General features: G+C 39.4%; 9 protein-coding genes. 8 read left to right on the top strand and 1 reads right to left on the bottom strand.

What is annotated here, in order from left to right; genetic code table 11:
- Positions 1 to 101: 101 nt before the first annotated feature.
- From pheT to WKF66_RS17595, 8 genes are all read left to right on the top strand, one after another.
- Positions 102 to 2501: a phenylalanine--tRNA ligase subunit beta gene (pheT, locus tag WKF66_RS17630; protein ID WP_489675806.1), complete on the top strand. Its 2400-nt coding sequence runs from the start codon at positions 102 to 104 to the stop codon at positions 2499 to 2501.
- A gap of 48 nt (positions 2502 to 2549) precedes the next feature.
- Complete coding sequence (locus WKF66_RS17625; RefSeq protein WP_489675805.1) at positions 2550 to 2840, top strand: hypothetical protein; 291 nt, start codon at positions 2550 to 2552, stop codon at positions 2838 to 2840.
- A gap of 31 nt (positions 2841 to 2871) precedes the next feature.
- Positions 2872 to 3162, top strand: a complete 291-nt coding sequence (locus WKF66_RS17620) for a cell division protein ZapA (protein ID WP_410881777.1) — start codon at positions 2872 to 2874, stop codon at positions 3160 to 3162.
- A 269-nt stretch (positions 3163 to 3431) separates the two neighbouring features.
- On the top strand, positions 3432 to 4994 hold the full coding sequence (gene rny / locus WKF66_RS17615; protein WP_489675804.1) for a ribonuclease Y: 1563 nt from the start codon (positions 3432 to 3434) through the stop codon (positions 4992 to 4994).
- A gap of 72 nt (positions 4995 to 5066) precedes the next feature.
- Positions 5067 to 5567 carry an Mpo1 family 2-hydroxy fatty acid dioxygenase gene (locus WKF66_RS17610; RefSeq protein ID WP_489675803.1) on the top strand — a complete coding sequence of 167 codons (501 nt, stop codon included), beginning with the start codon at positions 5067 to 5069 and terminating at the stop codon, positions 5565 to 5567.
- Positions 5568 to 5679: 112 nt separating this feature from the next.
- Positions 5680 to 8505 (top strand): TonB-dependent receptor, encoded by a 2826-nt coding sequence (locus WKF66_RS17605; protein ID WP_489675802.1) that lies wholly within the window; start codon positions 5680 to 5682, stop codon positions 8503 to 8505.
- A gap of 89 nt (positions 8506 to 8594) precedes the next feature.
- Positions 8595 to 10034 carry a hypothetical protein gene (locus WKF66_RS17600; protein ID WP_489675801.1) on the top strand — a complete coding sequence of 480 codons (1440 nt, stop codon included), beginning with the start codon at positions 8595 to 8597 and terminating at the stop codon, positions 10032 to 10034.
- A 158-nt stretch (positions 10035 to 10192) separates the two neighbouring features.
- Positions 10193 to 10705, top strand: a complete 513-nt coding sequence (locus WKF66_RS17595; protein ID WP_489675800.1) for a hypothetical protein — start codon at positions 10193 to 10195, stop codon at positions 10703 to 10705.
- A 251-nt stretch (positions 10706 to 10956) separates the two neighbouring features.
- Here WKF66_RS17595 and WKF66_RS17590 read toward each other — a convergent pair whose 3' ends face one another.
- Positions 10957 to 12156 carry a hypothetical protein gene (locus WKF66_RS17590; RefSeq protein WP_489675799.1) on the bottom strand — a complete coding sequence of 400 codons (1200 nt, stop codon included), beginning with the start codon at positions 12154 to 12156 and terminating at the stop codon, positions 10957 to 10959.
- Positions 12157 to 12224 lie beyond the last annotated feature (68 nt).

Here is a 12224-nt window from a genome sequence, read left to right as displayed (position 1 = left end):
TATGATGTTAAGCAATATCGACACAAGATGATATAGCTTAGCTAAGCTTTCTGCTTTCCGCTTTAAATAATATCTTTGCGGTTTCACACGGACATCATAAAATGAAGATCTCATACAATTGGCTTAAACAATTCATTCAAACCGATAAAACGCCGCAAGAACTTTCACTAATCCTCACCGATATAGGTTTGGAGGTAGAATCTTTGGAAAAAGTACAGCCTGTTGTAGGAGGGTTAGAAGGTTTAATGATTGGACATGTCCTCACCTGTGTTCAGCATCCTAACGCGGATCGTCTACGTGTAACAACTGTTGACGTTGGTGGACCTGCTATTTTGCAAATCGTTTGTGGAGCACCAAATGTGGCGGCAGGACAAAAAGTCGTTGTTGCCGTTGTAGGTACTACCGTTCATCCGAATGAAGGCGAGCCCTTCAAGATCAATAAATCTAAAATTAGGGGAGAGGCTTCTGAGGGGATGATTTGTGCAGAAGACGAAATTGGTCTTGGTGCTTCTCATGCCGGAATTATGGTGCTACCGGAAGATACTCAGATTGGAATTCCCGCCAAGAAGCATTTCAAATTAGAAGACGATTATTTGTATGAAATTGGTCTAACACCCAACAGAGCCGATGCTGCTTCCCATTTAGGAGTAGCAAGAGATTTAGCGGCCTATTTTCGTACGCAAATTCAATTGCCCGATATCTCTGGATTTAAGGCTCCGGAAAATGTACAATTAGTTACAGTTGATGTGGAAGATACTGTTGCTTGTCCGAGATACAGTAGCTTATCCATCACTGGCGTAAAAGTTGCTCCATCACCGGATTGGTTGCAGGACAAGTTAAAGGTAATTGGAATCAGGCCGATAAATAATATAGTCGACATCACCAATTACGTACTTCATGACCTTGGTCAGCCCCTTCATGCCTTTGATGCAGATCAGATCCAAGGTAATCAGGTTAAAGTGAAAAAATGTGCGGAAGGTACGCCCTTCATTACCCTCGACGGTGTGGAACGCAAGCTTTCTGCTGCTGATCTTATGATTTGTGACGCTGAAAAGCCAATGTGTATTGCAGGTGTCTTCGGAGGAAAGGATTCGGGTGTTTCGGAAAGCACAGTTAATGTTTTCTTGGAAAGTGCTTATTTTAATTCCGTTTCAGTAAGAAAAACGTCTAAGCGTTTTGCGTTAAAGACAGACGCGTCGTTCAGGTTTGAACGCGGGACAGATCCCGAGATCACAGTGTTTGCCTTAAAACGTGCTGCGCTCTTAATCCAGGAAATTGCTGGCGGAACCATCGCTTCTTCTGTTTCGGATATTTATCCGGAAGAGATCAAAGCTTTTGATGTGGAGGTAAGCTATGGCAATATCAACAAGCTTATTGGCGCGCAGATCCCTTCTGAAGAGATCAAAGGTATTATCACTGCGTTAGGAATTACCGTTGCTGCGGAAACAGCGGAAGGCCTGCAGTTGAAAGTGCCAAGTTTTAAAGTTGATGTGACCCGCGAATGCGATATCACTGAAGAGGTTTTGAGGATCTATGGTTACAACAATATTGAAATCCCGAGCAAAATCAATGCGTCACTGTCTTATGTGGCAAAGCCAAACAAAGAGCAGACTCAGCATTTCATAGCGGATATGCTAACTGCCAATGGATACCTGGAGATTTTATGCAATTCGTTGACTAAAGGTGCTTACTCGAAAAAACCTGAAGAAGCGGTTCAAATACTGAATCCCTTGAGTTCAGATTTAAACGTAATGCGCCAGGAACTATTAATGCCGGCTCTGGAAAGTGTTGCCTATAACCTTAACCGAAAAAGCGCTGACATCAAGTTTTATGAGTTTGGTAAGACTTACCACCTGATCAATGAACAATACGTAGAACGCCCGCGTTTACTATTGGTATTATCTGGCGCAGTACAGTCTGAGCAGTGGAATCAAAAGGGAAACCAGGTAAGCTTTTACAATTTAAAGTCTGCGGTTGATGCGGTTATCGGTAGGTTGGGCATAAGCAATTATCAATCTGAAGAGTTAGCTGATGAAAACTATGCATTTGGCCTGAGATATTTTAGGGGTGATAAAGCTATTGTTTCCTTTGGTGCGGTAACGGCATCAGATAAGAAAAAGGCGGATATCGATAAAGACGTCTATTACGCTGACTTTGATTGGGCGTCATTGCTTGACATAGTTAGGAAGAACAAGATCATCAATAAAGAGATTCCTAAGTTCCCTTCAGTGAGACGAGATTTGTCGATGTTAGTAGATATCGCGGTAACCTTTGACGATCTGAAAACCATTGCGTTTAAGACGGATAAGAAACTGATCAGGAACGTTCAGGTGTTTGATGTTTACCTGGGCGATAAACTTCCGGATGGCAAAAAATCTTATGCGCTGAACTTTACATTGCAGGATGATGAACAGACTTTGACCGACAAACAGATCGATTCTGTTATGCAAAAGATTATTTATAACTTAGCACAGACCGCTAAGGCAGAGATTAGAAAATAATTTGATTGCTTTTAGTAAATAGTTTTAAGAACAAATTCAATAGCGTAGATGTCTTCCGTTGCCGGCCAGTTAGATTCAGTATTAAGTAGAACAGCTCGTCTGATAGAGCTTTGTAATGCATTACAAGAGGAAAACGAGCTCTTGAAGTTAGAGAATGGTTCTGTTAAAGTTGCGTTAGACGGTGCCAAAAGTAAGACTAAGGACTTAGAAGAGAAGCTACGCGTGTTAAAGCTTGCCAAGAGTATTGAGGGTACAAGTGAGAAGTCTCTTGATATAAAGCAAAAAATTAACGAATTTGTGCGTGAAATTGATAAGTGTGTTGTATTGCTTAAGAAGTAAGGAATACCAGAAAGTGAAACAAAGCTAAGAAATGGGAGAAATCTCGATAAAAATAACTATTTCCGACCGCATCTATCCATTAAAGGTAAATACGGAAGAGGAAGAAATTGTGAGGCGTGCAGCCAAGATCATTAATGAGCGCATAAAGGACTACCAAGAAAATTATGCGGTTAGAGATAAGCAAGATTTGCTTTCAATGGCGGTATTGCACTATGCTACGGCAGTATTAAGGGTAGAGAACAAGGTTCAGAACCAGGATACTGAAGTTGCCGATAAGGTTGAGGAATTAGATAGTTTATTAAGCGATTTTTTCTCCAAATAGGAGCGTTCTTTATATTAGTACAGATAATAAACAAAGATATAGCCGCAGCTAGTTTTTGGGTTTCACTATTTTTAAAACTTAACACTTCAATATTTATAGGATTGAGAGGGTGTATTTCATTTACTTTATGTACCTGAAAATGACTTAAATCCTAATTATAATCAGTTGAGGTTTTTAAAACGGGTGGCTTAAAGGTTAGTTGCGGTTTTTTTATAGAAAGATTTTTAAAGTTAATGCATATTGCATGATTAGTTTTTTACATAAATAGAATGGAAGTATTAGGAATAATAGGATATGTGCTTGCCGGCTTAGTAATCGGTATTGCCATCGGCAGGTTTCTCCTGCGCAGCCTGCTAAAGAAGCAAGAGGTTGCAGTACAAAATAAGGTTAAGAAGATTCTAAAGGACGCAGAAGCCAATGCGGAGATATTGAAGAAAGATAGGATGCTCGAAGCGAAAGAGAAGTTCCTTCAGTTAAAATCAGAGCACGAACAAGAAGTTACTGCTAAGAATAATGTTATCAATCAACGTGAAAACACATTAAAGCAAAAAGAACAATCCTTAAACTCTAAACTTGAGAATGCTACACGCAAAGATCAGGAACTAGATAACCACAAAAAGAACCTTGAAAAGCAAACAGAGCTTGCCGTTAAGAAACAAGAAGAGGTAGAGCTATTAAAAAACCAACACGTTAAGCAATTGGAAACTATTGCCGGTTTAAGTGCTGAGGAAGCAAAAAACCAACTTGTTGAGAATATGAAACAAGAGGCTCGTACTCAAGCGATGATCCAGGTGAAGGACATAGTTGATGAAGCTAAACTAACTGCAACGAAAGAAGCTAAGAAGGTAGTGATTCAAACTATTCAGCGAACTGCTGTCGAAGCAGCAATAGAGAACACTGTTTCTATTTTCCACATTGAAAGTGACGAAATTAAAGGTAGAGTAATCGGTAGAGAAGGTCGTAACATCCGTGCTTTAGAAGCTGCAACCGGTATTGAGATTATCGTTGATGATACACCAGAAGCAATTATACTTTCTGGCTTTGATCCGGTAAGAAGAGAAATTGCACGTTTAGCGCTGCATCGCTTAGTAACGGATGGTAGAATTCACCCTGCACGTATAGAAGAGGTTGTTGCAAAAACAAAGAAGCAAATTGAGGATGAAATTGTAGAAATCGGTGAGCGTACGGTGATTGATCTTGGGATTCACGGTTTGCATCCGGAACTAATTAGAATGGTTGGAAGGATGCGTTACCGTTCATCTTACGGTCAAAACTTGCTTCACCACTCACGCGAAGTAGCAAACTTCTGCGCTACAATGGCTGCTGAGCTTGGCTTAAACGCTAAGATGGCAAAACGTGCAGGATTATTACATGATATAGGTAAAGTGCCTGATGATAACCCGGAGTTGCCACACGCAATCCTAGGTATGCAGCTGGCAGAAAAATATAAAGAACATCCTGAAATTTGTAATGCTATCGGAGCTCACCATGATGAAATAGAGATGACCTCAATGATCTCTCCTATTATTCAGGCCTGTGATGCTATCTCTGGCGCGCGTCCGGGAGCAAGACGTGAAGTAGTCGAAAGCTATATCAAACGTTTAAAAGAATTGGAAGAATTGGCAATGTCTTACCCTGGTGTAGAGAAGACTTTCGCTATCCAGGCAGGTAGAGAACTCAGAGTCATTGTTGAAAGTGAAAGGATTACTGATCAACAGGCTGAATTGCTTGCAGCAGATATTTCCAACAGGATCCAGACAGAAATGACCTATCCTGGGCAAATTAAAGTAACTGTGATCAGGGAGACCAGATCAGTTGCCTTTGCTAAGTAAAAAGGTTTAACTCTATAGAAAGCGATAGGTAATTCTATCGCTTTTTTTATTCTGACGAAATTAGATAGCCCTATGAAAACAATAGAGAAAACTGAAGTTGACGTCCTCTTCGACAAATATGCAGAGAGTCACCAGAACCATTCCAATGAGTTAATTCATTGGATCTGTGTTCCTTTAATTGTTTTTAGTCTGCTTGGATTGGTATGGGCTATGCCTTTCCCGCATCTGGAGTTCCTTGGTAAGTATAACGGGTTCCTTAACTGGGCATCCTTTCTTATCGCTTTCTCCCTTTATTACTACTTTACTTTATCGCCAGTGCTCTCTTTTATGATGCTTTGGATAGTTGGTCTGATGAGTTACGGCGTGGTTCAGCTAGAATACTGGCAGGCTGCGGGTGGACCGGCGCTTTGGGTTTCTTGCTTAGTTATCTTTGTATTGGCCTGGGTTGGGCAGTTTATCGGACATAAAATTGAAGGTAAGAAACCATCCTTTCTAGACGACGTTAAGTTTCTGTTAATAGGTCCAATTTGGTTATTGCATTTCATTTGCAAACGGGTTGGTATAAAGTATTAGTCCTTTGGGTTGTTAACATTTAGTTAACACTGCGGTAAACGAATGGTAATTTATCCCTAACATATACCTAACACTGTGGTAATAGCTTTGCTGAAAATTAATACACAGCAAATTGAAATCACAATTGAATCTAAAGAAAGCGCTCAGCACATTACTCTTTGTAATTCTTGGAGTAACAGCATTTGCACAAACAGGAAGAATTTCTGGGAAGGTATCTGACAAGAAAAGTGGTGAGACACTAATTGGCGTTACCGTTAAAATCAAAGGTAGCACAACCGGTATGGCTACAGATGTAGACGGTAAATATTCACTACCTGGGTTAGCTGCAGGAAAATATATTTTAATATTCCAATATGTTGGCTACAACGGTAAAGAAATCAGTGATGTAGAAGTTACTTCAGGTAAGACCACTGTATTTGACATCGTATTAGATGAAACAGGAGGTGAAAACCTGAGTGAGGTTGTTATCCAAGGCAGCTTCAAAAAAGAAAGCGTGAATGCATTATATGCACAACAGAAAAATAGTGCAGTGATTTCTGACGGTATATCATCTGATGTTATCAGAAAAAGTCCAGATCGTAGTACTGGTGATGTGTTAAAACGTGTAAGTGGTACAACCATTCAGGATAATAAGTTTGTAATTGTTCGTGGCCTTGCAGATAGATACAACAACGCAAGTCTGGATAATTCAAGTCTACCAAGCACAGAGCCTAATAAAAAGGCGTTCTCATTTGACATCGTTCCTTCAGGCCTTATTAATAATATTGTTGTTTATAAAACAGCTACCCCAGATTTGGCGGCAGATTTTGCTGGTGGGTCTATAAAGATTGTCACTAAGGATGTTCCTGAAAGTAATTTCTTCGAACTAAGCCTTGGAACAGGCTATAACAGCCAGTCTACTTTCAAAGACTTTTCTTATGGTCCAAGGTACACAGAGAACTATTTTGGCTTTGACGGTGGTTACAGACAACTGCCAACCGGTGGGTTTCCCAAAAATACAAATTCTACAGAAGCCTTAAGAGGTAATCAGGCTGCTACAATCTCAGCCATCAACAAGCTTCCAAAGGTTTGGAAAATAGGAAATCATGATGCTCCGCTTGCTCAGAACCATCAATTTAGCATGGGTAGAGTGAAGGATTTCAAAAATGGCGGCAAATTTGGTGCCATTGTGGCTTTAACTTACCGCAACTCTGAAACTACCAGGCCAGTTGTTGAACGCAGTTACTATACCTACGACTATGATGATAGAGTAAACACGTTTTCTTCAAATATTGGTGCAATGGCGAACTTCGCCTATGTACAAGGTAAAAATAAGATCAGTTTCAAAAACCTTTACAACCGCATCCTTGATGATAAGTTCACTTATCGCACAGGAACAGACGTTGGCCGGTCTAGCGACTTGCAATATTATGCTTTTGACGTCATACAGAAAGGTATATTTAAAACATCCCTTGATGGAGATCACCAACTAACTGATAAAAACAAGCTGAGCTGGACGGCTTCCTATGCCAACATTACAAACAATCAGCCTGATCAAAGAAAAATCGGCTATTTGAGAAACGTGGGTTTCAGAGACGATCCAACTAAACCCTTTCTTGCTGCAAACACAGCTATTACAAAGGAAAATAACAGATTTTTCTCAGATTTGAATGAGTCTCTTTATGGTGGTGCTGTTAACGATAGCTATAGCATCAAGTTGTTCGATAAAAACGCGACCCTAAAAGGAGGTCTTGGCGCGAATTATAGAACACGTGACTTTGGCGCTCGTCTATTGGGAATCACACTAAAGAATGCAGATCAAGATATACAAGCCCTTCCGGTTAGCCAGTTGTACTCGAAATCTTTGATTAATTCTGGTGTATATGAACTGAGTGAGATTACTGGAAATTCTGATAAGTATGATGCTAATTCACTGGTAAGTTTCGGATATGCAATGTTGGATCAGCCAATCACTGATAAACTTCGTGCTGTATATGGCGTACGTGTTGAGCAGTTTAATCTGAAACTGAATTCTAGGAATGTGGATGGAACACCTTTACATGTGAATCAGGATTATCTTGACATTTTGCCATCCGTAAACTTAACTTATGCTTTAAGTGAACGAGCAAATTTCAGAGCTTCGTACTACAGAACATTAGCAAGACCTGAATTCAGGGAATTGGCTCCATTTGATTATTACGATTATGAATTGTTAGGTAACGTTGCCGGTAATCCATCTTTAAAAAGAACTTTGATTGATAATGCTGATTTAAGATATGAAATATATCCATCTGCAGGGCAGATCTTCTCTGTATCAGCATTCTATAAACATTTTGACAATGCAATTGAGCCAAGTATTTACGATCAAAACTCAACGCCAGCATTCTCATATTTTAATACAAAAAGCATTAATAACTACGGTGTTGAATTGGAGATCAGACAATCACTTGCATTCATTGACGATGAGTCCATTTTAAAAGACTTCATGATATCTGCAAACGGAACATTGGTAAAGTCTAAGGTTATAAATCCAACTGATCAGGTATATCTAACAAAAGAACGTCCCATGGTGGGCCAATCGCCTTACGCAGTAAATGCTGGAATTCAATATAGCGCCCTGGACAATAGCTTAAATTTCAGTGCTCTTTACAACAGAATCGGAAGAAGGATTACAAATGCGGGCGGTCAGCGTTTCGGAGACGTTTGGGAGGCGCCGAGGAATGTAATAGACTTCCAAACAAGCTATAGTTTTTACAAAAAGAAGGCACAATTGAAGTTGAACGTGAATGATCTCTTAAATAATCAAGCTGTATTCTACTTTGATTATAACAAGGACAAGAAGTTCAGCCCAAATAACATCATTACTAACTCTACAACAGGAGAGGTTCTTAAAGATGAAATATTGTCTAGATATAAAACAGGTACCAATGTGTCCCTATCATTAACTTATACTTTTTAGAGGTTCAATCGGTAACGGTAACTTAATACTGTGTTGACCTCTAGTTAAACTTAATTGTATTCCTTTACAACAAATAAGAACTAAAAAACATGAAAAAATACTTTGTACTTTTTGGGTTAGCATTCAGTATGTTAGCAGTCTCATGCTCAAAGAATGATATTGATGATGATGAAATCGTTACTCCGCCGGCAAGTGGATCAACAGTTGAAATCTCAGGAGAGATAAAAGCCAATACCACTTGGACAGCAGACAAAATTTACCAATTAAAAGGTTACGTTTTTGTAACTGAAGGAGCAACTTTAACAGTAGAGCCAGGAACAATTGTAAAAGGCGATAAAGCTAGTCGTGCAACTCTGATTATTACAAGAGGTGCTAAGATTAATGCAACAGGTACTATAGATAAACCAATCGTCTTCACATCAGGGGTTGCAGCAGGTGCTCGTCGTGAAGGTGACTGGGGTGGAATTATCATTCTAGGAAAAGCTGTACATAACAAAGGTATTACCAACAAAATTGAAGGTGGTTTAACTCCCCCTACAGGTGGTGATGAAGCGAAATACATTCAGTTCGGTGGAACGGATGATGCAGATAACTCAGGTACTTTAAAATATGTGCGTGTTGAATATGCTGGTATCCCTTTCTCAGTTGATAATGAGATCAATGGTATCACTTTTGGAGCTGTCGGTTCTGGAACTACAATTGATTACGTTGAAGTTTATCGTTCAGGTGATGATGCTTATGAATGGTTCGGTGGATCAGTAAATGCAAAACACTTACTTGCTATTGGTACATGGGATGATGATTTTGATACTGATAATGGTTATAAAGGTAAAATTCAGTTTGCTTTAGCTCAAAGATATCCATTGGTTGCAGATCAATCAGGTTCAAACGGCTTTGAGTCAGATAACGATCCTGATGGATTGAACATTGCTCCTCAAACTTCAGCTATCTTTTCAAACGTAACAGTTTTAGGTCCACTATCTGCTGCTGCAACTAAGATTAACGGCTTCTATCAACATGCTGCTCAAATCAGGAGAAATTCTTCTATCAGTACTTTCAATTCAATTTTTACTGGTTTTCCTGATGGAATTTACATTGATGACACAAAAGTAGCAACAGCAGGAGCTACTACTGCAAACTACACTTCAGGTAAACTTTCTTTTGAGAACAACTTGATTTATGGTATAACAGGAGCGGATATCAAAGGTACTAACAAAACTGCTATCGAAGCTGGACTTAGAGCTTCTAACACTTTCCTTGCAGGTACATGGGCAGGCGCTTTGCTAACAGCACCATACCTTTACTCATCTGATATAGCAGCTGGAACTAGTGCTGGAAGACCAAACTTTACGTTAACTGCTACTTCTGCAGCAGCGGCAGGAGCACTTTATACCAACACAAAAGTTGCTGATGCTTTTTTTGAAAAAGTTGCCTACAAAGGTGCGTTCAGTACTACTGACTGGACTACTGGCTGGGCAAACTTTGATCCGCAAGTATTACCTTACACAACTCCTGGAGCTGTAAAATAATCTCTAAAACTAAAACATAATACTTTCGAAACGCCTTGGTCAATGATCAAGGCGTTTTTCTACAGGTTAGAATTACTGAATGAATTTGTAGAATATTAACATTGCGCCTGTAGCGTCTAGGTGTCAGCGATCGTTCTCGCGACAAACATAAGAAACATATGAAAGCTGCTCTAAGAATTATTTTTGCAATGCTATTGCTCTCTACCGGCTTGTCGTGTTCTAAAGACGACGGTTACGTTGAAAATTTTAATGAAGAAGGATTGACTCCTTGCCCTGTCAACTCAAATTGCCAGTATCTATATACTGATAATGCTAATTTTCCAGATGATGATGGCATAGTTGGTAAAGGTGAGTTCCGGATATTCTCGAATCGGCTGGACGGACCAGACGGGATGTTAGTTTATATCAAAGCTCCTATGAAGGGCAATACTTTTTATATAGATAACTCCGACATACAAAAGGACTTTGTAAAAATTATTCACATGTGCGCTTTATGCTATGGTGCACCTCTTAGTTTCAAAGTTACAGGTGGTTTTAGCAAGGGGAAGAAACTAATCGATCTATCTGGAAAAGAAAAATGGTTGTTAGACACCAAATTGTTTTATACCATCGAGAATACCGGATCCAAAGACACCCTACAAGTTAAGCAATACTACTATCCGAAGCCTTAAAACAATTAACTCGCTATGCTCAGTTATTATGATTACATTGGTAACTCAACAAAATCGGCCCCACTTGTGAGCTTACAAATGGCATTTGGTAAGTGTAGGAGAGTAACGACTCTGCAACGACTCTGCAATGACTTTCAACGACTCCCGAACGACTAAAGTCAACTGGCAATCATTTAAAGTCGTTTAAATTCATTTAATAATCACTGATCTGTATAGGGCATATTTCAACCATAGTTTCTACGCCCAATCTTTCAATTGCGCTTAATTGGCTGATAACTGTACACCACCTGGTAATTTAAACGCTTTAACTTCTCGCTCATCTTCCCAATCCTCAGATCCTCCTTCTGTGGGGTCGGCTCGCAAATTGAGTACACCTGACCATTATACAGAATAGGATCCCCTGAGGGCTTGTCAAATTGAACAGCCATGGTAATGTGAGTAGGGTAGAGTAAGGCAATCATAGGTACGTTATAGATCTCTTTTACCAAATAGAAAAACAGCGCAACCCGATCATCACAATCGCTATTTTTTGAAAACAAAGTCTCTTCCGGTGAAAGCCTTTTCTCTTTACCAAAGTTATCTTCGTCACTCTGATACAGAAAAGCGTAACGGGTAAACTTCATCAAATAATCAACTCCTTTTTTTTGTCCCATGCCTTTCAAGTTCTTTTGAAGTAAGGGTATCAGCGAGCTATAGGTCTCTTTTGTTAAAGGTATATTGAAATAGGATTCAAAATCTACTCCGGGATAATTCTTAAATATCGCATTTACTTCCGAATTGAGTTTGACGTCAAAATGGTAAGCGCGATGCTTATATTTAAACGCCAACCTTTTCGCCTTATAGTTTTCTGGCTTAAAATCGGGCATTCTGGTAACCTTATAAGAGAATCCTTGCTTTGCCTCAGGAATCCCAATCATGTCGAAAGGCGGAACATCATTTAAATTCGCATGTTGATAATCATGGTAGTTTAAACACATGTACTTTTTATTCTTGAACATAATAAAAGGTATATCTGCGATATCCTCGTCATTATACACATAAAAAATGATCCTATTATTGGAAATTGTAAGCCTAGCATCATATCCGGATTTGACCATTAGAAACCACTTGTAAAAAGTGTAGCGCTGGTAATTCGCGCTTTTAGGGCTAATCGTCTCTGCTGTTTTTCTAATCAGCTGATAATATAGCCAGTCGTCAAGATTGTGCTTTTCCTTATAGGCTGTTAAGGAATCAAGAACAGGGTGGTAGGCGCTATGATCTAACCGGGTATAGCTCTGGTGTATGTAATCCTCTGTTAGATTTATAGAATCCTCAAGCACCATGCTGGAGTCGACGTGAAAATTGAAAGTCTTGTTGTAAAGTTCAAATGATGCATTATACCCTTGCGCCTTACTTAGAGCAGGTGCCATAGAGAGAAACATAATTATACCTGCGGCTATCCTCGTTGGCATGCTCATAAGATACACTTTACATAATGGTAATACTAAATATACAATTTGTAAACATAGAATACATATTA

The organism is Pedobacter sp., assembly GCF_037719805.1.
Lineage (GTDB): Bacteria > Bacteroidota > Bacteroidia > Sphingobacteriales > Sphingobacteriaceae > Pedobacter.
This window is presented reverse-complemented; position numbering and strand designations above follow the sequence as displayed.